The 22,036-nt window shown below is 44.1% G+C and carries 23 protein-coding genes and 1 pseudogene; 10 read left to right on the forward strand and 14 right to left on the reverse strand.

From position 1 onward, the window contains the following. Positions 1-47: 47 nt before the first annotated feature. From AB6735_RS10620 to AB6735_RS10630, 3 genes are all read right to left on the reverse strand, one after another. A complete protein-coding gene (locus AB6735_RS10620; protein WP_370995901.1) occupies positions 48-1,280 on the reverse strand; it encodes a family 16 glycosylhydrolase in 1,233 nt (410 codons plus the stop codon). Positions 1,281-1,313: 33 nt separating this feature from the next. Further along, positions 1,314-3,194, reverse strand: a complete 1,881-nt coding sequence (locus tag AB6735_RS10625) for a glycoside hydrolase family 30 beta sandwich domain-containing protein (protein ID WP_370995902.1) — start codon at positions 3,192-3,194, stop codon at positions 1,314-1,316. 450 nt (positions 3,195-3,644) lie between these two features. Beyond that, complete coding sequence (locus AB6735_RS10630; protein WP_370995903.1) at positions 3,645-5,489, reverse strand: 7TM diverse intracellular signaling domain-containing protein; 1,845 nt, start codon at positions 5,487-5,489, stop codon at positions 3,645-3,647. A 327-nt stretch (positions 5,490-5,816) separates the two neighbouring features. Here AB6735_RS10630 and modA point away from each other — a divergent pair, with 327 nt between their 5' ends. The 4 genes and pseudogenes from modA to AB6735_RS10650 all read left to right on the forward strand — a co-directional run bounded on the left by modA (position 5,817) and on the right by AB6735_RS10650 (position 8,539). Further along, the gene (modA, locus tag AB6735_RS10635; protein WP_370995904.1) at positions 5,817-6,569 is read left to right on the forward strand and encodes a molybdate ABC transporter substrate-binding protein; all 753 of its coding nucleotides are present in this window, start codon (positions 5,817-5,819) and stop codon (positions 6,567-6,569) included. 24 nt (positions 6,570-6,593) lie between these two features. After that, entirely contained in the window at positions 6,594-7,265 is a 672-nt protein-coding gene (gene modB / locus AB6735_RS10640) for a molybdate ABC transporter permease subunit (RefSeq protein ID WP_370995905.1), read from the forward strand. Then, a pseudogene (locus AB6735_RS10645) lies at positions 7,262-7,751 on the forward strand (ATP-binding cassette domain-containing protein); the annotation flags it as partial. The gene modB and the pseudogene AB6735_RS10645, both read left to right, overlap by 4 nt. 200 nt (positions 7,752-7,951) lie before the next feature. Further along, entirely contained in the window at positions 7,952-8,539 is a 588-nt protein-coding gene (locus AB6735_RS10650) for a dihydrofolate reductase family protein (protein WP_370995906.1), read from the forward strand. 62 nt (positions 8,540-8,601) lie between these two features. On the opposite strand, the gene AB6735_RS10655 is transcribed toward AB6735_RS10650, so the two are convergent. From AB6735_RS10655 to AB6735_RS10665, 3 genes are all read right to left on the reverse strand, one after another. Beyond that, positions 8,602-8,892: a hypothetical protein gene (locus AB6735_RS10655; RefSeq protein WP_370995907.1), complete on the reverse strand. Its 291-nt coding sequence runs from the start codon at positions 8,890-8,892 to the stop codon at positions 8,602-8,604. An 89-nt stretch (positions 8,893-8,981) separates the two neighbouring features. After that, positions 8,982-9,260 (reverse strand): hypothetical protein, encoded by a 279-nt coding sequence (locus AB6735_RS10660; RefSeq protein WP_370995908.1) that lies wholly within the window; start codon positions 9,258-9,260, stop codon positions 8,982-8,984. Positions 9,261-9,271: 11 nt separating this feature from the next. Beyond that, entirely contained in the window at positions 9,272-9,844 is a 573-nt protein-coding gene (locus tag AB6735_RS10665) for a sigma-70 family RNA polymerase sigma factor (protein WP_370995909.1), read from the reverse strand. A 252-nt stretch (positions 9,845-10,096) separates the two neighbouring features. On the opposite strand from AB6735_RS10665, the gene AB6735_RS10670 reads away from it, so the two are divergent. From AB6735_RS10670 to AB6735_RS10690, 5 genes are all read left to right on the forward strand, one after another. After that, positions 10,097-10,900 (forward strand): DUF1223 domain-containing protein, encoded by an 804-nt coding sequence (locus tag AB6735_RS10670; RefSeq protein ID WP_370995910.1) that lies wholly within the window; start codon positions 10,097-10,099, stop codon positions 10,898-10,900. Between the two features lie 48 nt (positions 10,901-10,948). Continuing rightward, positions 10,949-11,656, forward strand: a complete 708-nt coding sequence (locus AB6735_RS10675) for a cytochrome b/b6 domain-containing protein (RefSeq protein ID WP_370995911.1) — start codon at positions 10,949-10,951, stop codon at positions 11,654-11,656. Further along, positions 11,637-12,431: a molybdopterin-dependent oxidoreductase gene (locus tag AB6735_RS10680; protein WP_370995912.1), complete on the forward strand. Its 795-nt coding sequence runs from the start codon at positions 11,637-11,639 to the stop codon at positions 12,429-12,431. The genes AB6735_RS10675 and AB6735_RS10680 overlap by 20 nt, the downstream gene beginning before the upstream one ends. A 118-nt stretch (positions 12,432-12,549) precedes the next feature. After that, positions 12,550-13,896, forward strand: coding sequence for an MFS transporter (locus AB6735_RS10685; RefSeq protein WP_370995913.1), 1,347 nt, complete (start codon positions 12,550-12,552; stop codon positions 13,894-13,896). 96 nt (positions 13,897-13,992) lie between these two features. After that, positions 13,993-15,507, forward strand: coding sequence for a S41 family peptidase (locus tag AB6735_RS10690; protein WP_370995914.1), 1,515 nt, complete (start codon positions 13,993-13,995; stop codon positions 15,505-15,507). Here the strand turns inward: AB6735_RS10690 and AB6735_RS10695 are convergent. The 8 genes from AB6735_RS10695 to AB6735_RS10730 all read right to left on the reverse strand — a co-directional run bounded on the left by AB6735_RS10695 (position 15,490) and on the right by AB6735_RS10730 (position 20,619). Next, the gene (locus AB6735_RS10695) at positions 15,490-15,636 is read right to left on the reverse strand and encodes a hypothetical protein (RefSeq protein WP_370995915.1); all 147 of its coding nucleotides are present in this window, start codon (positions 15,634-15,636) and stop codon (positions 15,490-15,492) included. The genes AB6735_RS10690 and AB6735_RS10695 overlap by 18 nt on opposite strands. Positions 15,637-15,740: 104 nt before the next feature. Continuing rightward, positions 15,741-16,625, reverse strand: a complete 885-nt coding sequence (locus AB6735_RS10700) for a sugar phosphate isomerase/epimerase family protein (protein WP_370995916.1) — start codon at positions 16,623-16,625, stop codon at positions 15,741-15,743. An 86-nt stretch (positions 16,626-16,711) separates the two neighbouring features. After that, the gene (locus tag AB6735_RS10705) at positions 16,712-17,506 is read right to left on the reverse strand and encodes an NIPSNAP family protein (protein WP_370995917.1); all 795 of its coding nucleotides are present in this window, start codon (positions 17,504-17,506) and stop codon (positions 16,712-16,714) included. Positions 17,507-17,726: 220 nt separating this feature from the next. After that, positions 17,727-18,794 carry an ACR3 family arsenite efflux transporter gene (gene arsB / locus AB6735_RS10710; RefSeq protein ID WP_370995918.1) on the reverse strand — a complete coding sequence of 356 codons (1,068 nt, stop codon included), beginning with the start codon at positions 18,792-18,794 and terminating at the stop codon, positions 17,727-17,729. After that, positions 18,784-19,215 carry an arsenate reductase ArsC gene (locus tag AB6735_RS10715; protein ID WP_370995919.1) on the reverse strand — a complete coding sequence of 144 codons (432 nt, stop codon included), beginning with the start codon at positions 19,213-19,215 and terminating at the stop codon, positions 18,784-18,786. The genes arsB and AB6735_RS10715 overlap by 11 nt, the downstream gene beginning before the upstream one ends. Positions 19,216-19,221: 6 nt before the next feature. Next, entirely contained in the window at positions 19,222-19,653 is a 432-nt protein-coding gene (arsN2, locus tag AB6735_RS10720; RefSeq protein ID WP_370995920.1) for an arsenic resistance N-acetyltransferase ArsN2, read from the reverse strand. Between the two features lie 18 nt (positions 19,654-19,671). Further along, entirely contained in the window at positions 19,672-20,238 is a 567-nt protein-coding gene (locus AB6735_RS10725) for a DUF6428 family protein (protein ID WP_370995921.1), read from the reverse strand. A gap of 51 nt (positions 20,239-20,289) precedes the next feature. Continuing rightward, positions 20,290-20,619 (reverse strand): ArsR/SmtB family transcription factor, encoded by a 330-nt coding sequence (locus AB6735_RS10730; protein WP_370995922.1) that lies wholly within the window; start codon positions 20,617-20,619, stop codon positions 20,290-20,292. 513 nt (positions 20,620-21,132) lie between these two features. On the opposite strand from AB6735_RS10730, the gene epsC reads away from it, so the two are divergent. Then, a complete protein-coding gene (epsC, locus tag AB6735_RS10735) occupies positions 21,133-21,942 on the forward strand; it encodes a serine O-acetyltransferase EpsC (RefSeq protein ID WP_370995923.1) in 810 nt (269 codons plus the stop codon). The last annotated feature ends 94 nt before the right edge of the window (positions 21,943-22,036 follow it).

Raw genomic sequence — 22,036 nt, forward strand, 5'->3', positions numbered from 1 at the left:
TAAAAAGCCTGCCTTTGAGGTAAGGCAGGCTAAATATAAAGATTAGGTTATTGATTTATACCAAAAGCTTCCCAGCCCGATGCCGTTGTCCGGGTACAGGTCATAGGCTGTGTGCCATTCTCACTTGAAATGAATTTGCCATTATTTCCTCTAAGTGTAACTTTGCCGTCGGTTGTAGGGACCCAATCAAACTTTTCCCAATCGCTAACAGTTGTGCGGTTACAGGTGATGGCTTGAGTACCATTTTCTGAAGACACATATTTACCCATGGCTTGCAGCGCGACTTTACCGCCGCCGGCATCAACAACCGTAAAAGTTTCCCATGCCGAAGCGGTTGGCCGGTTACAGTTCATAGCCTGTGTGCCATTTTCGCTGCTTACATATTGGTTGTTAAAACCTTTAAGCGTTATATTTTGACCAATTGGCGGGTTTGATGGATTACTGGTGCCCGAAAGATCATACACACGTACATAATCAACCTGCATGTTACAAGGTAGAGCGCCATCGTTAATGGTATTGCCGGGCAAGTCGCCGCCGATAGCCAGATTCAGGATAATAAAGAACGGATTGTGGAAAGCGCCTGTATTGTTAATATTGTTGGCAATATTGCCGGTTACATACAGGGTATTATCCACATACCAACGGATAGAGTTGGTATCCCACTCTACAGCGTAGGTATGGAAACCTGTAGGACTGGTTGTAGTGCTGCCGCCATATTGGGTATGCTGATTGCCGCCAGCTATGGCCCAGTGCATGGTTCCCAGGATGGTATTGGAGGTGTTCACCTGCTCCATAATATCAATTTCGCCGCAGCTTGGCCATGGTGTACCATTGTTGATACTGGCGCCCAGCATCCAGAAAGCGGGCCAGGTTCCTTGTACTGCTGGCAGCTTGATGCTGGCCTCGATACGACCATAGGTTGGCTGAAACTTACCCGCGGTGGTCAGCTTAGCCGAAGTATATGGCTGACCGCCTACCGTTTGCTTACGCGCGGTAATGGTAAGCAATCCGCCCCCAACGGTGGCATTGGCCGATTGATAATACTCCTTTTCATTATTTACACCAGGATTGCCATTATCGATGTTCCAATTGGCAGTGTTTACACTGGTGCCATTAAACTCGTCAGACCATACCAGCGTGCCTGCCCTGGGTGTACTAACCTGGGTTGGATCTGCCTGCGAAGCCGAAGGCTTGTTCAGGTCCTTTTTACATGATGTGGTAACTACCAGGAGCGCCATTACTATAAGGGCTCCTTTTACAGAAATTAAAAGTGATTTCATAAGATAAGTATGTTAATAGTTAGTTTATAAGTTTTACTGGTTTACGCCAAAAGCTTCCCATCCGCTGGCTGTAGCGCGGGTGCAGGTCATGGCTTGTGTGCCGTTTTCGCTGGATATGAATTTGCTGTTGTTGCCGCGCAGGGTAACTTTCCCGTCGGCAGTGGTTATCCAGTCAAATTTTTCGGTATCGGTAATAGAAGTACGGTTACAGGTAATGGCCTGTGTGCCGTTTTCTGAGGATACATATTTACCCATAGCTTGCAGTGCGATTTTACCGCCGCCTGCGTCAACCACCGTAAATGTTTCCCATGTAGAAGCTGTTGGCCGGTTACAGTTCATGGCCTGGGTGCCATTTTCGCTGCTTACATATTGATTATTGAAACCCTTAAGTGTAACAGTAGAACCTATCGGCGCTCCTGTTCCCCCGCCGGTTGATTGTGTGCCCGACCATTTAAATGTGGCTACTGCGCCGGCTGCCAGACTATAAGTAAAGGATTCGGTACCCCATTTTACCTTAAAATTAACGGCTGATGATCCGTTGTTTAAGGCTACCAGGACCTTGCTTCCATCTGAGTTTTTGAAGGCAACGTTTTGGATGCTGCCCGATAAGTTTGAGGAGATGCGAAATGCTCCCGGACGTACAAAGCGTGCGGCATGACCGATAATATAATAGCCAACATTACGGGTGATGGATGTACCGCTCACAGTAATGCCACCCAAACAGGTGCTGCAGCCGCCCGGTGTATGCGGGTTATTATTAGGGTCCGATGCCAGGTTCCACTCCAATACGTTGCGGCTCCAGTTGCGGGTTGCGCCAATGATAAGGGTATTTACGTGCCAGGAAAGGTCGCCGCCAAAGTTGCTGGGGGCTCCAACCCATTGCTCGGTAAAATAAATGTTCTTGTTAGGATAAGCATTGTGCACATCTGTCAAGGCTCCAATACTACCGGAGTACAGGTGAAAAGCAGAACCATCCACATAAGGATTAGCGCCTGCATCGGCCAGTACGGCTTCGGGATAGTCTATTCTGTCGGTATTGTGATCATACGCAATGATCTTAGTATTCAGGCCCGCGCCACGTAACTGTGGCCCCAGGTTGTTTTTAATAAAGTTGGCCTGCTCGTTGGCCTGCATCACCATACTTGGATTGTTGTATGGGTTTAGGGGCTCGTTTTGTGGCGTTATGGCATCAATAGTAATGCCTTGTGCCTTCATAGCCTGTATGTATTTTACAAAATAGCGGGCATAGGCATCATAATAAGCGGTGTTTAAACTGCCGCCGGTATAGCCGTTATTTCCGGTAGTATTCACCTTCATCCAGGTTGGGGCCGTCCATGGGCAGGCCAGGATCTTGATGGAGGGATTAATAGCCAGTATTTTTTTCAGAATAGGGATCAGGTCCTGGTTTTCCTGGCTGATGCTGAAATTGTTCATGTTTACATCGCCGGATGTTTGGTTATAGGTAAAATCACTGGAGCTCAAGTCGGATGCCCCAATGCTGATACGCAAATAACTGATACCAATTTGTCCGTTGGCCGTGCCAAAAAGCTCATTCAATACCGCAGCCTGGTTACCACCAAGACCATTCAACAAACCGGCGCTTCCTCCAGTTAAGGTAAAGCCAAAACCATCGATGCCCTGGTAGGTTACGTTTTCGTCAACGGTTACGGTGGTGGCATTGGTGCCGGCGTCGGCAGCGAAATTGAAACTGGTTTGTGCCTCTAACTGTTTCGACCTGTCGGATGTCGTGACCCAGGCATTTACCACCTCATTAGCGGCGCGGGATACGGTTTGAGTATCCTGTCCGGGCGTAACCGCCGCCGAAGCGCGGGAATCCTTTTTACAGGAGTAAAATACGCCGGCGGATAGCAGGATAAATACCGCCAGCCATTTTAAATTGTAATTGATCTTCATAAGTTGTTATTAGTTAATTGGTTTTTTGTGCATCGGTCTTCACGTACGGTCCATCTGCAGCAGGCGCAAAACATTACATGTAATTTAACCACAGCTTAAAATATTTGGAATTTTAACCCGTGTATCAAATACACCAGTGCAATGTGTTTTTCAGGAAGGCAGTGTTATGTACGGTTTATAAATGTTGTAACAAATTTATGTTATTTTAAACGTAATAAGCAAGAAAAATATTCATAAATAACTGATTGATAATAAGTTATATAAAATTCGATACGCTTTAAGCACAGGCTCATAAACTTTATAAAAGGGCCGCTTAACGTTGCAGAGAGGGTTTTTATAAATAAAATAAATATTTGTGATACGCTTGTATCGCAATTAATTTTAAAGAAAAAAGAAGGAGCGGCATTATGCCTGAAAGAATAGTAACGGCCTAATAAACAGAGAAATGGCTTAATTAGCTGAATTGTCGATCACGAGCTTGCTCCAGCCTTTGTTTCCGGCATCTTTGATCTCTTTTTTACGGGTTTCCATCACTTTTTTAATCCGAGAGCTATAAGCCCAGCAGGTACTTTGACGGATAGACAGAATCTCCGACAGCTTATGCGATGATATTTTGCCTTTGGTAGAATACATTAAAAATATCATGTAAAAGGCCTTATTGATAGGTATACGCGTATTCTGTAAAATGGTATAAGCTATTACCGATTCTTCATAGCCGCATTTGGAGCAGCGGCGGCTGTAAGGCAGGTGCCCGCTGCCATAATGAGTGTTATTGCACTTTCGACAGGCATAGTCATTGGCCCATTTTAAGTCCGACAGAAATTTAAAGCAGGTTTCACGGTCGGGATAGATCCTGCTGAATTCTTCAAAATCAACCTCGGCAGACATTACACGGTCGTGCGTAACTTTTTCAATGTCGTTATGTAAAATAATATTATCCTTTTCCAGCAAAATGTTCATCCTTGAAATTTCTTCGGCTTGTTGCTGCAGCAATTCATTAACAGACCTGAGCTCCTCGTTCTGTTCGGCTATCATACCCGATTTTTCAACCAGCTCTTTGGTGCGCTCCTGTACCTGTTCTTCCAGGCGTTTGTTGAGTATATCTTTGAGCTCTTCGTTTTGCTTCATCTGCATAATGATGCTGTGCTGGGCATCATCCTTTTCTTTTTTCAGGATGCGTACTTTATCGCCAATGGCAAAGGATATAAACAACATCTCCATGATAAAACAACCACTGAGGCTATAATAATCAAACTCGGTAACAGGGAGCCACCATATATTAAGGGCGATGCAGCTTTTGATAATAAAGCCGATGAGCAAAAAGCTATAGCCTATCACAAAAAAGCGGGCTGGCTTATATCCGGTAAGCAAAGTATAACAACCCGCATAAAAAGCAAGCGACAAGGGGATAAACTCAATGATCTTATAATTGAACCAGCAATTATTGATCAAAAGGCAGGCAGCAAAAAACAGGCTCCGCCCTACAATTACCCAGCGGATAAGTTTATTTAGGCGCGGTGCATTAACCTTTAAATTAAGCAATTTTTGGGTAAACAGCACGGCGAAAATGCTGGCGGCAAATAAGGCTATGCCGTAAGCATACTGGTTCCAGAAAGGGGCGTTTGGCCACATGTACTGATAAGCGATGCCATCGGCACACATTTCATATAAGCCAATGCTGATGTTGTAGGCGATGTAATACAGGTATTGTATCTGCCGCATGGCAATAAACATCATGAAATTGTACAGACCGAATACCAGGATCATCCCATAAAAAACACCAAAAAAGAAATACTCATCCAGCGCGTAACTGATAAACCGGCTTACCGAACGGAGTACGATAATGATGTTTACTGAATGGTTTGATTTGATCCTGACGTAATAAACGCCATCATTATCGGCATTGGGGTTTAGGTTAAGCGTGAGGTTTTTATGCTGATAGAACCGGGCCCCGAAGGGATGTCGGCTGCCCAGATAAGTTACCTGGTAATTACCTTGTATGCCGGGTGAATAAACGGTAATACTATCAATAGTTTGATCAAAAAACTCCAGGATCCAGCTGTTTTTGGTGCCCTGGTTTTTACCGATCTTCAAACGGTACCAGTACGCAGAGCCGGGATGTTTGGTTACGGGGGTTGGTTCGGTGTTAACTTTGAAACTGCCGGTAAGCGCCAGGTTTTTTACCTGGTTAAAAGTAAGTTTCCCGGTGGTATCTTCCAGGGATAAAAGCTGTTTATATTCAAATATATGCTGCTGTACCTTATCATTTATGGGTACTGTATTTTGCGCGCACACGTTTATAATAAGGCACAAAAAGAAAACCTTGGTTAACAGAAATGACCGCAATAAAAATTTCAACATGCTCACAAGCAGGTAAGGGATCTTCGGTACCGGTAATCAATAATTACCGGTATCGAAGCTGGTTAGTTTTGGTTAGTGTCAGGCCGGATACAATTATAATAGTTTTCTTTTTATTATCCTATTAAAGGTACTTTGTACACTTATTTAACGCGGTGTAAATAAGTATTATACACCTAATTTAATCGTTTTTGCTTCAAAAAACGGCCAAATAGCCATTACTCATAGGCTAACAGTGTATATTAGTATCTTTTATTGAACATTATGAATAAAAAGGGGCTTACATTTTTATCACTTGCAACTCTTTTGCTGCATGGCATAGTGCTGGCGCAGAATGTACGAGTGGCCGCCGCGGCCAATCTGCAATCGGTTATAACGGTTTTACAGAAGGATTTTAAACAAAGAACCGGTATCGTGATCGAACCTATTGTTGGCTCCTCCGGAAAGTTGGTGGCCCAGATCAGCAACGGCGCCCCTTTTGATGTATTTCTGTCGGCCGATATGAGTTTTCCGGAAACCTTGTTTAAAAACGGTTTCGCCGAAAAGAAACCCATTGTTTATGCCGCCGGGAGTTTGATCATCTGCAGCTCGCAAAATATCGGCTTTACCAATTGGGAGCGTTTATTATTGAGCGCCCGGATAAAAAAAATAGCCATTGCTAATCCGGCTATAGCGCCTTACGGTAAAGCAGCCACTGAGTTATTACAGCGGAAAGGTATTTTGGACGATGTACAGCCCAAAATTGTTAACGGCGAAAGCATATCACAGGTAAATACTTATATCACCACGGGGGTGGTTGATCTGGGCTTTACCACGCAGTCGCTTATTAAAGAAACCGGCAGCAAAACAAAGCTGTACTATCAGGTGATTGACCCAAAACAGTATGAACCCATATTGCAGGGACTGGTGCTGTTAAAACATGGAGCCAATAACGCCGATGCCATAAAATTTTACCAATACATATTGAGCCCCGCTGCAAAACGGATATTTACTGCGTATGGCTACCAGCTTCCATAAAAACAATCAATACTATACCAACTGATGGATCTTTCACCCATTTGGCTTACCTTAAAACTGGCCGGTATCACCACCCTGATACTGCTTGTTATAGGCTTGCCCTTTGCCTGGTGGCTCTCCAGGGGACGGTCGCTTTTTAAGATCATCATAGAAGCTTTTATTACTATGCCACTGGTGCTGCCTCCATCGGTACTGGGTTTTTATTTGTTGCTGGCTTTTAGTCCGCAGCATGGTTTAGGCAAATGGCTGCAGAAAGTATTTGATGTGCAGTTTGTATTCTCGTTCCAGGGCCTGGTGCTGGCATCGGTTATTTATAGTGTGCCCTTTATGGTTGGCCCGGTAAAATCGGCCTTACAGCAATTGCCTTCGGCTTTAGCAGAAGCTTCCTACACCCTGGGCAAAACCGAATGGCAAACATTCAGGTATGTTCTGCTGCCCAACATCAAACCATCCTTATTAACAGCAGCGATTCTTACTTTTGCCCATACCCTGGGCGAGTTTGGTGTGGTGCTCATGATTGGCGGTAGTATTCCGGGCGTAACCCGGGTGGCGTCTATCGCGGTTTATGATGCTGTGGAACAGCGGGATTACGCTATGGCCAATAATTATTCGCTCATTTTATTTGCCATTACCTTTGTACTGGTGACAGGTGTTTTTGTGTTTAATAAATATCAGGCAAAAAGCCCACTGGGATGATTAGTATAGCTATCGAAAAAAAACTAAAAGCCTATCACGGGCAACAGGTATTGCGGGTTAACCGGCAGTTTGCTACCGGCAGTATCACCAAAATATACGGGCCATCCGGATCGGGAAAAACAACATCTTTAAAGGTCATAGCCGGGTTGTTAACACCAGAACAAGGAACCATCATAACGGATGGTATTACCTGGTTTAATGCGGAAACAAAAATCAACCTACCCCCTCAAAAAAGAAATACCGGTTTTGTTTTTCAGCAGTACGCCTTGTTTCCAAACATGACCGTAAGGCAACACCTGGAATACGCCACCAAGGATGAAGCCTGGATAAAAAGATTATTGCTTTTGGGTAAACTGGATACTTTACAGGAGCACAAGCCCGATTACCTGTCGGGTGGGCAGCAGCAGCGTTTAGCCATATTGCGCGCGTTGGCCACCAAGCCTCGGATACTGTTAATGGATGAGCCCTTCTCTGCCCTTGATGCTAAAATGAAAGCCGAATTGATAATGGAGCTGAAAACAGTGATCAAAGAGCTGAATATAACTACCCTTATTGTAAGCCATAACCCACAAGAGCTTGAAGGCTGGGCCGATGAGGAAATGGTGTTTGAGTAATGCGATTGTGGGCATTGAATTCTTAAAACAGGCTCCAAAATGTCGTAATCATAACGCTAAAATGTCGTGATCATGCCTTTTCCTGCTGCCATTGAGCAAGTAACTTTGAACTATCAATTTACCCTAAAACGGATGGACATGAGAACGTTAAAATTACAAATGAACATTTTGCTTGATAATAAATGGGACAGCGGAATGTCTGATTTTAGCATCGACAATCTTAAAAATGTTGACTGCATTTTACATGGGCGAAAAACGGGAGAAGGTTTTATCCCATATTGGGCCGATGTAGCGAGCAATCCTGATGAAACGGAGTATAAACTTGGAAAACGATTCACAGAGATCCCCAATATTGTTTTTTCAAATACACTCGAGGCCAGTAAATGGGACAATACCACCATTATAAACGGCAATTTAGAAGAGGTAATAAAAGCCCTGAAAAATGAACAAGGAAAAGACATTATGGTTTATGGCGGTGATTCATTTGCATCATCGCTAATTCAACATGATTTGGTTGATGAGCTCTATTTGCTTATAAATCCTGTTGCGCTTGGTAACGGACAACAAACGTTTAATCCTTTAAAAAATGATTCAGAACTGAGGCTTGTGAATTGTAAACCATTCGCTTGCGGTACAATTTTATTGCATTACACCAGATAGGGGAAAGATTAAACAAAAAAGGGAGGAGTATAAGCCCCTCCCACTCAAAACAATACACAAACTCACATTTTACTTGCAGTATCTTTTGACATTTTCTTTTTGCCCATTTTGTCATTTGACATCTTATCCTTGCTCATTTTACCCTTCGACATTTTGTCTTTGCCCATTTTGTCGGTCGACATCTTGTCCATTTTTTTACCTTTCGCCATTTTATCCATCTTGCCCATTTTGCCGGTATCGCTTACCGCAACGGTTGCTATTTTTACTGGACTTACTGTTTTGGCTTGCACGCTTAAGGTTAAACATACGGCTACTAAACCTGCGGCTAAAGCGCCTGAAATAATTGATTTCATACTTTGATTTTTAAAATTTAATGTGTGGTTTGTTATTAACATTTAACCCTTAGTCGGGCCACATTTATAAACCTTACAAAGTATTTTAATTATTTATTCAGTTCTTCTTCAATACGATCCTGCAGTTCTTTTTTAAAGTTTTCATCAAGCGAGAGCGTTGATGCCTGTTGTTCGGTATCATGGAAAAGCTGCAGCACCATCTGGTGGATAACCTGACTTTGTTTATTGTATAGCTGACACATGGAACAACCGGCCAAGTGTATCCTGAGCTCGATGGTTTCGCGGAAACTCAAGCTTTTGATCTGTCGTTTCTCGATGAGCAGGGTGGCTTGTTTGCAGTTGTATATAACTCGTTTTAAGTGATTCATGGTTAATGTTTTTAGATCCAGTTTTTTTGCAGGCAAGCCCGCAGACTAAGCTTGGCCCGGTGAATAATAACCCAAAAATTGGCCTGGGTAACCCGGAGTTCACTGCAGATAAATTCCGTAGCGGCATCGTCCATATGTTTCATGGTGAAAACCGACTTCCATAGCACAGGGAGTTTTTGCATACATAATTGCAGGATATGGTTAAACTCCTTACCTCTCAGCGGTTCATGATCTTCAATGCCAAATGGCAGGGGTTGGTGGGCTTCGGTCCAATGACCGGTATCTTCCTCAAAAAAATCTTTTTGTTCTTCCTCGGCTTTTTTCTCGCTTATGTTGGCCAGGCCCGATGATTTTTTACGGTACACATCAATGATCTTATTTTTCAGAATAGCCGTAAGCCAGGTCCGCTCGGTGCTTTTGCCCTCAAAGCGATTCACTTTTTCTAAAGCTGCCAAAAAGGTTTCCTGCACCAGGTCCTTCGCCTGTTCTTCATCATTAAGACGCGACAGCGTGTACGAATACAGGTAATCGGCATGGGCGTTTACCCAATTGCGCGGGTCCAGTAATTGTTTTTCAGTTACCATTAAATAAATTTACTTATAACATTTAAACATTAGTCGTAAGCACATTTAAATCCTTACAAAGCAACACTTGTTTTTTTAAGTCGCCGTGATATAATCCTATTTATTAATTAAATTTACATATACCTCATAATTATAAAAGATTTGTGCCGGTATAACCCAACCGGCATTCTTAAAAGAAAAAATAAAATTTATTGTAAGGTTACGATACGCAACCCGACTAAGCAGGAAAAACGTATATCAAACAACAGCAATATGAGATCAATTAAAATATTTGCCCTTGCCGCCGGTTTTATAACCGCGGTTATGGTATTGGCGGCTTTTATTATTCCTAAAGATAAGGCCCCGGTAAAAAATAAAATAGCAGCCGATGGCAAAGGTTTTGCCGTAGTGGAGCTTTTTACCTCAGAGGGCTGCTCCAGTTGCCCCCCAGCCGATGAGCTGGTGGCCCGGATACAAAAAGAAGACAAGGACAAGCTGGTTTATATACTGGCATTTCATGTTGATTATTGGAACCGCCTGGGCTGGAAAGATGTTTTTAGCAGCGCCGATTACTCCAAACGCCAAAATCAGTACGCCAATTGGTTAAACCTGCAATCGGTTTATACACCGCAAATTGTGGTTAACGGCAAAAAGGAATTTGTAGGTTCGGAAGAAGGTACTTTGCGCAATGCTATCACCGCCGGTCTGAGAACTAATTCCGCGGCAACTTTAACCCTTAACACACAAAAAGGACCGGATCATATTACCATACAGTACCATGTAGCCGGCGCCGAAAAAAACAGCGATCTGCTTTTGGCCCTGGTGCAAAAAGCAGCGCAAACCAAAGTTCAACGAGGCGAAAATGGTGGTCGCACTTTATCGCATGTTCAAATTGTGCGTAAAATACAAAGCCAGCCGTTAAGTGCAGGTGGTAATGGCAGTACCAGCATTGCTTTGCCCGAAGGCGTTAATGCCCAGGATTGGGAAGTAATAGGCCTGGTGCAAAACAAAACCAACGGCGAAATACTGGCTGCCGCAAAAGCCAATCTTACAACAACGGTTAACGCAAGCAAATAAGAGGAAATCGTTAATTCACTAAATCACTAATTCACTAATTGCCCCTTGATGAAAGTTATTAAAGAGAAACATCCTTTAGCCATGCGCTGGACGCATTGGGTAAACTTTCCGATACTCACCATTATGATATGGAGCGGAATGCTGATCTATTGGGCAAATGACGAGTATAAGATAACCTTGTTCGGACATACCTTTTTCAGCTTTTTCCCCGATTGGTTTTACAATGCTTTGCGTATCCCCCACCGCCTTTCAGAAGGGATGGCTTTTCACTTTTTGTTTATGTGGTTTTTTACGCTGAATGGTATTTTGTATGTGCTGTACACTATCATATCGGGCGAATGGCGCGAACTGGTGCCAAAAAAAAATTCATTCAAAGAGGCCTGGCTGGTGTTACTGCACGATCTGCATATCCGTAAAATGGCGCCGCCACAAAACAAGTATAATGCCGCCCAGCGTATCGCTTATACAGCTATCATCATCATGGGCATGGGTTCGGTGATAACCGGACTGGCTATTTATAAGCCGGTACAGTTTTATTACCTCACCTGGCTTTGCGGGGGCTACCATTTTGCACGGATCCTTCATTTCGCGCTGACTATTGGCTATGTGCTTTTTTTTGTGATCCATGTGGTGCAGGTGATCCTGGCCGGGTGGAACAACTTCCGGTCAGTAATCTCCGGATTTGAAGTGATAAACGACGAACCTAAACCTGTTATTGAAATTACACCACCAAGTGATGAAAAAAACATTCAGTAAAAAGCAGAAAGCGCCTAAAAAACCGCTTACCGTTGAGCAGAAGATCACGAGGCGCAACTTTCTCTCGTTCGGTACTTTTATTGTGGCGGGGAGTGTGGCGTATGGCGGTTGGAAATGGTTATACAATTCGCCCGAGGAAGCACGGACCATGACCGCGGGCGCCCGTGCGCCATTAAGAAGGGCATTGAACAAAACAGAACTGGCTTTTCGCCGTATTTTTAGCAATAACAACCTGGTTAAAACCTATCCCAAAGAAATGGCGGCAAAAAATGTGCGCCATAACAGCGACATCGGTTCGGAAGGAAAAATAGACATAGATGCCTGGAAATTGCAGGTAAAAAAACATACCGGTGAAGTATTGCAGATCTCGCTGGATGATTTAAAGGCCCTGCCCAAAACAGATATTGTATATGATTTTAAATGTGTGGAGGGTTGGGATCAGATATCGCATTGGGGTGGAGTGAAATTCAGTGATTTTATCAATCATTTTAAGCTCGGTGCCGAAACGGAATTACAATATGTGGGATTAGCCACCCCGGATAAGGAGTATTATGTTGGGATAGATATGCCCAGCGTCATGCATCCGCAAACACTGCTGGCCTATGAGGTGAACGAAAAGCCACTGCCGCCCAAACATGGTGCGCCTTTACGCCTGATCATCCCGGTGAAATACGGGATTAAAAACTTAAAACGCATTGGCAGTATGAGCTTTAGTGATACCCGCCCGCCAGATTACTGGGCCGAGCAGGGGTACGATTATTATTCAGGGTTGTAGATGATAGATGTGCAAATTTCAAATGTGCAGATGATGCTAAAAGTATTCAATTTATCCATCATCTATAATCTGCACATCTATAATTTGCACATCTGCATAATATTTGCATATTGCATATATGCCGGCTGCTCAACTGCCACTTTCAAAACAACTTGCTTATGCCTGTGGAATGATAGGCTGGAGCATCATGACCAATCTCATCATCGTGATGCTGCCCTATTTCTATTTGCCGCCATCCAACGCCGGACTGATACCCTTAGTGCCCCAATTGCTTGTTTTTGGTGTGTTTAATATCATGTCGCTTATAGCGGCTTCGGGCAGGTTTGTGGATGCCCTGTTTGATCCTTTTATAGCCTCATTGAGCGATAAAAGCAACAATAAGCAAGGCCGGCGTATTCCCTTTATGAAATGGGCGGTTGTACCGGCGATACTTTTTTGCTCGCTTACTTTTTATCCCCCGGTTAAAGGCGAAAGTATCACTAATGCCATATGGCTCACGTTTACGCTTATCGGGTTTTTTATGGGTGCAACAACTTACATCATTCCATACAATGCCCTGTTGCCTGAACTGGCGCGTACCGGCGCCGAAAAAGTAAGGTTATCCTCCTTGCAGCAGTTTGGTTTTGTGATAGGTATTATTATATCGGCCCTGGTCAATAATTTTGCCGATCTGCTGCAGCACATCTTCCATACACCCAACCGGGATACCGCTGTACAATACACCGTTTTGGGTCTCTGTGTGTTTGCGGGCCTCGCAATGCTGGTACCCGTTTTGGCTATTGATGAGAAGAAATACTCGAGGAGCCTCCCATCCCACCTGCCCTTGCTTTCGGCAATTCGCTTAACTTTCAGCAACAGCAATTTTAAGTACTACCTCATTTCCGATTTTTCGTACTACATGGCGCTCAGTATCATATCGAGCGGCTTACTGTTTTTTGTGAAGGTGCTGCTGCGCCTGCCCGAATCAATGGGCGGTTTGCTGATGGCGGTTATGGTGTTGTTTTCATTGGTGTTTTACCCGCTCATCAATTACTTGTCTAAAAAGATAGGTAAAAAACCCATTATGCTTTTTTCGTTCGGTTGGTTAAGTCTCATTTTTGTAGCCATATTTTTCCTGGGAAAACTCCCGCTATCGCCAAAGGCACAGGTTTATATATTGGTGTTAAGCACATCGTTCCCGCTGGCATCGCTGGGCATATTACCCAATGCTATACTGGCCGAAATTGCTGAGAACGACGCCAAAAAAACCGGTGAGAACAGCGAGGGGATGTTCTTCGCGGTGAAATATCTTTTTGTGAAGCTTGGCCAAACACTGGGTATAGCACTATTTGCCTTTTTAACCGTTTATGGTAAAGATCCGGGGCACGACTATGGCCTGCGGCTTAACGGTATTTGCGGGTGTGTGCTTTGCATACTGGCCTTGGTTTTTTTCAGCCGGTTCCGCGAGCGAAGAGGGGATATTTGAACCTTGATTAGAATCCTTTAATCAGGCGAATTATGGTTCAGACAATGTATCTGTTTTTATTTATATTTAAAAACAGTACACATCCCCTTATTAACAATGAAAACAAACCTTGAGCCGGTCTTCAAAACTTTCCTTTATTTTTTTACAGCGATTATAATTACAGCTTGTCATCAGCCGGGGTCTAAAAAAGAGGCATCATTAAAGCCGACCAGTGCAGATACCGCGATTCAAAAATTAGCTGTAAAAAGCATGCGTGACGATCTTTCTATACTTTGGTCGGCCATTAAGGAGATGCATCCGGCGTATGGCATGTATATGACCCCAGACAGCTTGCAGAAAGTTTATGATCAGGTGGCCGGGTCCATTGATACGCCCTTGTCCGAAAAAGATTTTATTAGCCGGGTTTATCCGCTGATAAGCAAACTCGGTTGCGGGCATACACAGTTAAAACATTCCGAAGCATACAAAGAGGCCAAAGTACCGCATTTACCTTTTGAAGTATTAGTTCGCGGTAACCAGGCCTGGATCACCACCTATCAGATAGCGGAACTTCATACCGGAGATGAAATAGTAAGTATAAATAATGTTCCTGTTGCCGCTATTATCGATCACGGATCTGATCTGTATGCCGGTGATGGACATAATAAAACCTTTAAAGAATTATTTTTGAGTGAATATGACGGTTTTGAGGATGCCTGCAATTACTATTACCACTGGACTCCTCCTTATCATATTTCCCTGCGCACTAAACAAGGCGTATTAAAAACTATGGACGTTAATGCCGCCGTGAAAGGCGCCGCGCAATTGGAGCATCCCAAAACGGTTGATAATTATGCCGGCTGGATAATAGCTAAAAACACAGATTATTTACCCTTGCGATTTTTAAAAAGCGGCTCAACTGCATGGTTTGAGGTGCATAGTTATCAATATAACGATACAACTATTTTTAAGGAGGCTTTTAAACAGGTCCATGAAAAAGGGATAAAAAACCTGATCATTGATCTGCGGCATAACACAGGTGGCGATATCAGGGTGGGAGCAAAATTATTGAGCTATCTGGCTGATACGCCTTTCCCTATGGTGGGCGATGTAAGATCAAAGTTGCCTAACCCCGCCATCAATCATTTTGAAAAATACTTTGATACCGAAAAAACAGCAAGCTTTAACCAAAGCTTTAAACCAACAAATATTAAAGAGGGCGCTTATTATCATGTTGATTTCAGACCTGTTTTTGGAAATTTGCTTGGCATCGCCCCTCTTGATAAAACGGCTCACTTCAAAGGCAATTTGTTGGTGTTAATTGATGGCGCTACCTTTTCTTCAGGAGCGCTTTCGGCAACAGCCATCAAAACATTTTGTAAAAACGCCAAATTTATTGGCCGGGAAACGGCAGGCGGTGCCGAGGGCTGTAGCGGCGGAACTATACAACATTTAACATTACCCAATACGCATATCGTTGTTGAGTTTCCATTGTTACGCTTTGTGTCGGTTGCCAGGCACCCTGCGCCGGGCCGCGGCATTATGCCCGATTACCCGGTAGAATATAGTCTGGAAGACATAGTGAATAAAACAGACCCTGATTTGAAAAAGGCCTTAAGCCTGATACGCTAACTCCAGCTGTTTAAGCAGAGGTTTTAGCTGTTTGCCTTGCTGCGCTTCTGCCGCGCAGGCAAACAGGAATGATGCTGCCAATGCTATCAGCAGGCATTTTATCATATTGATATCGATCTGCATTTTCATAGGTATTAAAATTTGTGCAGGAGCGACCGGGTATGATAAAACAAAACCATCGCTTTATATATAAAACGATGGTTTGTGTATAATGTGCTATTGTAACAGTATTTTTAAACTAAGTTCTTTTTAATGTAGGTAATGCTTTGGGTAATACTGTCGAAAGGATCGCCGGGGCAAATGTCCTGCTCTACAAAAAAGTATTTTAAACCTGCTTTATTGGCCTGGGTAAATATCTTTTTAAAGTTGATGATGCCGTTGCCAACCTCTGTAAATTTGCGTTCGGGCGTTTTATCCAGATCTTTCACATGCCACAGCGGGAATCGGCCGGGGTGCTCGTTAATCAGCGCGATAGGGTCCTGGTTGGCTTTGGTTAACCAGTACAGGTCTATTTCAAATTTCACCAGGTTTTTATCAGTTGCTGCCAGCAGGATCTCGTATGGATATTTGCCATTTTCCTGTATAAATTCAAAATCGTGGTTGTGGTAGCAAAGTTGTATGCCCGATTTTTTGCAGATCTCGCCTGCTTTGTTAAAATCTTCGGCTATTTTTTTATAATGATCCAGGTTGCCGCGCTCTGGTGTTGATAAGTAAGCGCATACCATATATTTCACACCCACTTCGGCTGCATCGGTAACCGCTTTTTCCCAATCATTCAGGATAGTGCCTTTTTGTGAGGCGCCGTTTACCTGCTCTTCGCCCAGGCGGTAATGCGCGCTTGGCATAATGAGGCCGTTTTGTTTTAAAAGCGCTTTAAATGCTTTAGCATCCATGCCGTAAAACAATTCGTTGCCGGTATAGGTAGCGCCCTCAACGGAGGTATAGCCAACCTGGGCAACTTTAGCCAAAGCCGCTGCCGGGTCTTTTGACATGGCATCACGCACGGTATACAATTGCAGGCCGATATACTTTTTATCGTAAGCAAATAAGTTCGGAGCCGCTAAAAGTCCGGCAGAAATTAATGCCGAAGTTTTGAGAAATGAACGTCTGGTTGTCATCGATTTACTTTTAAAATTGGTTAATGTAAATATAGTGTAATATGAACACTAAAAGCAAGCGATTATTATCACTGCTGCCCCTTTAATTAAACCTGCGACGCCGCTGTTGGCTGTAACAATGTTGATGTAATATGGGTTATCAGCTTAGCATCGGCGTAATCGGGGATACTGCTTACCTTTTTCCATTCGGGGTTGGAGCCAAAAGCTTTCCAGTGTGCGGCCTTGGCATCCAGGTCGTCAAACGTGATCATATAGGTTAAGTTGGGCCGGTGATCGCCGATAATAACTTCGCCAAAAAACACGGGATTAAAACCCAGCTTTTTAAAAATATCTATCTCGCCGGCATCATTAAACATTTCCAGTTTCTTTTGACCCGCGCTTTCGCTGGGGTGCTCGTACCGGCGCAGCTCAAAAATACGCTGACCTTTTTTGGGCACTTCCATTTTGGGCATATGCTTGAACGCTTTTAATAACGAACTTTCAATACGCTCATAAGCTGGTTCGGTAGCCGGGGCGGTTAAATAAGGAGCTCCTTTTTCCAGGTAAACCGGGTCGAGGTTAAGTTTTTCCTGTACGTTTAAAAAATCGGTTAGATTGTTAAACGGAATCAGCGCGTAAATTTTGGTTTGCCCCTCGGGTTTTAGCTCGGTAAACACGCCGATGTGGTTGCAGCCCAGTTTATTGAGTGCCGGGATGGCTGCGTTTTGAAAATAATCCTCCACCAGTTTTTGCTGCGTTTCGTTTTTTAGGAGATAGGTACGCAACTCGTAAAACTCGGTACTGCTTTTTTCTTTGGTGATGGCTGCCATACTGTTTTGGGTTGATATACCGGCTGCCGCGGCCGTTAAAGCTGAAGCTTTCAGGAATGAACGTCGTTTCATGGAATATTTTGGTTAATAAAATAAAGGTAATAAGATAAAGGTAAAACGTATTATTAAATATGTCAATTGCGGGCGCAGCGTGGATAACCGACCAGCGGGAGCTCATTAATACCTTAAAAAACAATTAACAGCATTAATAATCTCGTAGCTATTCTTGCCGATGAGAACGGGAGGAGATTGCTTCGTCGTTCCTCTCGCAATGACATGATTATCAGTCTTGTTACTTGCTTAAATAGTATTTCTTCCTGAACCAGAAAGCCAGGTTTACCAAGGCGATCAAAGCAGGTACTTCCACCAGCGGACCGATAACACCTGCGAAAGCTTCGCCGGAATTAATGCCGAACACGCCGATGGCTACCGCGATAGCCAGTTCAAAATTATTCCCCGTGGCCGTAAATGCGATGGAGGTGCTTTTTGAATAATCGGCCCCGAATGATTTACCGATGAAGAAACTCAGCAGGAACATTACGGCGAAGTAGATAACCAGCGGTATAGCTATCCGCACAACATCAAAAGGGATGTGTACAATAAGACCGCCTTTAAGACTAAACATCAACACGATGGTAAATAACAAGGCGATCAACGTAATAGGTGAAATAAAGGGTACATATTTTTGTTGGAACCAGGTTTCACCTTTCATCTTGATAAGCGTGTACCTGCTGATGATGCCGGCGGCAAACGGGATGCCCAGGTAAACACCCACGCTTTTGGCTATCTCGCCCATGGTAATATGTACTGTCAGACCTTTAAGGCCGAATAACGGCGGCAAAACGGTGATAAATACCCAGGCATATACGCTGTAGAGTAATACCTGGAAAATGCTATTAAGGGCGATGAGCCCGGCGGCATATTCGCGGTTCCCTTCGGCAAGCTCGTTCCATACTACCACCATGGCTATGCAGCGGGCCAGGCCGATCAGGATCAATCCTATCATGTAAGCCGGATGATCACGTAGCAGGGTTATGGCCAAAAAGAACATCAGTATTGGTCCTACTACCCAGTTGAGCACCAAAGAGGCGCTTAATACTTTAGTATCTTTAAATACCTGGCCCATGTTTTCATATTTTACTTTGGCCAATGGCGGGTACATCATCAGGATCAAACCGATAGCCAGTGGAACATTGGTTGTACCGCTGGAAAATGAATTGATGAACCCGGCCGATGAAGGAATAAAATAACCAACAGCCACCCCTATGGCCATCGCCAGGAATATCCAGAGCGTAAGGTACCGGTCCAAAAAGCTCAGCTTTTTACGCTCAACCACCGGGGCGCAATGTTCAACCGGCATGGGATGTTTTTAAATTCTCGTTAACAAAGTTTTGGGTATACTGCCTGATCATTTCGCGCACTTGTCTGAATTTCTCCATGATCTCCGCTTCTGTACCTGTAGCTTTCGCCGGGTCGGGAAAGTTGTAATGCAGTTTTACAGCCTTTGTCGGGAAATACGGGCAGCTCTCTTTGGCGTTATCACAAACGGTGATCACATAGTCGAAATCAATATCCAGGTATTCATTAACATTGTTGGAGGTGTGATGGGAGATGTCGATTCCATCGCGTTTCATGATCTCAATAGCCCGCGGATTAACCCCATGTGTTTCGATACCCGCGCTGTAAATATTGGCTTTGTCGCCTGCAAAATAACGCAGGTAACCTTCAGCTATCTGGCTGCGGCAGCTGTTTCCGGTGCAAAGCACCAATACATTTTTCATTAGTTATTATTTTTTTAGTGTTTTTTTCATGACGATGGCAGAGACCGGGCAAACATGGCTGAACTCCGATGATTGCTGCACCTCGGGTGGCACTTCATCCCTGCCAATGCGCAGAAAGCCTTTCCGGTCAAAATAATCTGCTGCCGTTTCCGTGAGCAGGTAAAGTGCCACGAGGCCTTTTGAGCTGCTTTCTTCAGTTATGCGTTGTAGCAATTGTTGCGCTACGCCCGCATTCCTGAATTCGGGGTGTACGGCGAGTGAGCGCAGTAAACCAAAATTTCCGTAAATCTCCAATCCCGCAACGCCAACAACTTTTTGATTTTGTATGGCAACCAGAAAATCATCTAAGTTATCCGGAAGATCATTTACAGGGAGCTTTTGCGACTCCAGCAATGCAATGATCTCCTGCTTGTAAGGTTGTGCCTGTTCTATGATCATATCTGTATTCGTAAATATTTAGCAACAGCCTGAACCCGGTGTACAGCAGGCTTCAGCTTTAACAGCCAGGTTCTTCAATTCTACCTTTGGTTTTGCAGGCTCTGGTGCACAGCATTCCTCGCCCTTTTCGTTTGTTCCGCAACTCCCGCCGCGACTGATCGCTTTACATTGCACAGCATCCGGGCGCAGGTCGATGATCAGGCTTTCGCCGTTCACGATCATATCTCCCGGAAACATCTGGCGCGTATCAAATTCCGAATTGCCAAATTCTATTTTAACCGTTCCGTTAGGGTTGAGCGGCAGCATTTTTTCTACAATATCCACAATAGACAAAGCCTTTTTTACCTTCATAGATCGTTCCTGCTGTTCGGCTTCGGGAACCCATAATTGTACAATGATCTCTGTCCAGGCATTCATTACACCGCCGCAATCAACAGAGGTGATGGGCGCCTGTTTAATTTCGGTGATGTGATAAGCCGCATCCACCAGTTTACCTTCGGCATATTGAAATTGGAGGTCCAGGTCGGGGTGTTGTAGCAGCGTTTCCTTAAACGTTGACCAATTGATAGACTCTACTTTGTTCATGATTGATATATTTTATTATTGCAATATTGCGATTGATCAATATAAAAAATTTTAACAACAACTACTCAGGTCCTTGTACGAAGAGAATAACACATTTAATTTCATTTGTAAATCACTCCAGGCTTTGGGCTCTATGCAATAGCAAACGCTTACGCCTTCTATGGTGCCCTGTATCAATCCCGCGTTTTTCAACTCCTTAAGATGTTGCGAAATGGTGGGCTGCGCCAAACCAAGTTCATCGGCCAGATCGCCGCAGATGCAGGCTTTGGCCGCTATAATGTGCTGCAATATGGCAATACGCGCCGGATGCGCTATGGCTTTTAACTGCACGGCCAGTTTGTTTTGCTCGTCGGTAAATATTTCTGTTTTGGTGATTCCCATAATATATATTGCAATATTACGATTAATATCGAATTGTCAAGAATTATTTTTCTTTTTTTTGGGATACATAGCAACCGGCATCGACTCACCCCGGCATCGCTTCGCTCGCCGACCCTCTCTTCGCCTGCGGCGGAAAGAGGGCGGAAATATAAAAAAACGTCATTGCGAGGCACGAAGTAATCTCTATACTGTACAGAGTAAACCTTGAATAGCCGATCTGCCTATGTAGAGATTGCTTCGTACCTCGCAATGACGCATGGAAGGAGACGGTGGCCGGGCGTGTCATGTACTTTTCCCCAACCTCTTTCCAGCGAAGCTGAAGAGAGGGTCGTCCAGCGAAGCGCAGGCGGGGTGAGTCATCTACGCTGGGCAAAACACCACTTCACCAATAACTCGCCCACCGCCAAGCATCTATATCTATCAATTAAGTAGCGTTTTTTACATACAAAACACATTCTTTTGCCTAAACTTGCATTTATAACGCGCTGTTTTCTACAACAGCCCGTATAAAACATGAGTGAGGATTTTTACGAGCAAATTTTTAACAAGCAGCAAAGGCTTGAGGCCGTGCCGTCGAACAAGGAGATCACCCGGTGGGCGCTCCAGGTAATTCATTTGCTATATCCCGAGCAAACCGGACAAATATTTGCTGATGTTGCCGCTCTTAAGGCAGAGTTTACCCTGCTGGAGAATGAACTGCACCACATGATGGAGGTAACCAAAGGCTGCGACGATTGTGATAATAAAGAACGCGCCAGCCGGTTTTTTAAAGGACTGCCGGAGCTGTTCAGGATCTTGAATACCGATATACAGGCCATTTTTAATGGCGACCCTGCCGCACAAAGTGAGTTTGAAGTAGTGCGCACCTATCCGGGCTTTTTAGCCATATCCTTATATCGCCTGGCGCATAGTTTGTATACCGACAACGTGCCTTTGATCCCCCGGATACTGACGGAATACGCGCATTCTAAAACGGGTATCGACATACATCCGGCTGCAATAATCGGCGAGTATTTTTATATCGACCACGGTACCGGCATTGTGATAGGCGAAAGCGCCATCATCGGTAACCATGTAAAATTGTACCAGGGTATTACCCTGGGCGCCCTGAGTGTGGATAAAAGTATGGCCAATACCAAACGGCACCCAACGGTGGAAGATCATGTGGTGATATACTCCGGGGCTACCATCCTGGGCGGCGAAACCATTATTGGACATAACAGCCTTATAGGGGGTAACGTATGGCTTACTAAAAGTGTACCCCCGCACTCGAGAGTGTACCATAGCCCGAGTCACCGGACTTTGAAAAGTGATGAAGTGTAATATAGTATCGAGTAGTTAGTATCAAGTATCAAGATTTTAAAGAGATTGTATATACATAGCAAAAGAAGAACGTCGTGATACTTGATACTAACGG

Source organism: Mucilaginibacter sp. RCC_168 (genome assembly GCF_041355315.1).
In the GTDB taxonomy this organism is placed as follows: Bacteria; Bacteroidota; Bacteroidia; order Sphingobacteriales; family Sphingobacteriaceae; genus Mucilaginibacter.